This window comes from Sphingobium trunci (genome assembly GCF_022664535.1).
Lineage (GTDB): Bacteria > Pseudomonadota > Alphaproteobacteria > Sphingomonadales > Sphingomonadaceae > Sphingobium.
This window is the reverse complement of record NZ_JAKUJY010000080.1, coordinates 1-360: the sequence shown is the minus strand read 5'-3', so window position 1 is coordinate 360 and position 360 is coordinate 1. Positions and strand designations below refer to the sequence as shown.

Genomic DNA, 360 nt, shown 5'->3' with positions numbered 1-360 from the left:
TGTTGATTACCGTTGAGAAGTGACCCGGGAAGGGCCGATATTTCCACTGAGAAGTGACCCATGTTGAACTCACCCCTGGCTTTGACGAGCGAGGGGTCATGGAGTGTTGGACATGGCGTTATTGAGCGTTATCCGGCGCTGGCATTTCCGCGATCATCTCTCGATCCGTGAGATTGCGCGGCGTACCGGGCTGTCACGCAATACCATCCGTAAATATCTGCGATCAGGCATAGTGGAGCCGCGGTTCAAGGTGCCCGAGCGCCCGAGCAAGCTGGACCCGTTCGCGGAACGGCTGTCGGCCTGGCTGAAGCGGGAGATGGGCCGCACCCGCAAGCAGAAGCGGACGATGAAGCAGTTGCA

General features: G+C 58.9%; 1 protein-coding gene. It reads left to right on the top strand.

The annotated features are described in order from the left end of the window. Positions 1 to 112: 112 nt before the first annotated feature. Positions 113 to 360, top strand: a 248-nt coding sequence (locus tag MJ601_RS21840; protein ID WP_242130492.1) for a winged helix-turn-helix transcriptional regulator, incomplete at its 3' end; no start/stop codon positions are given.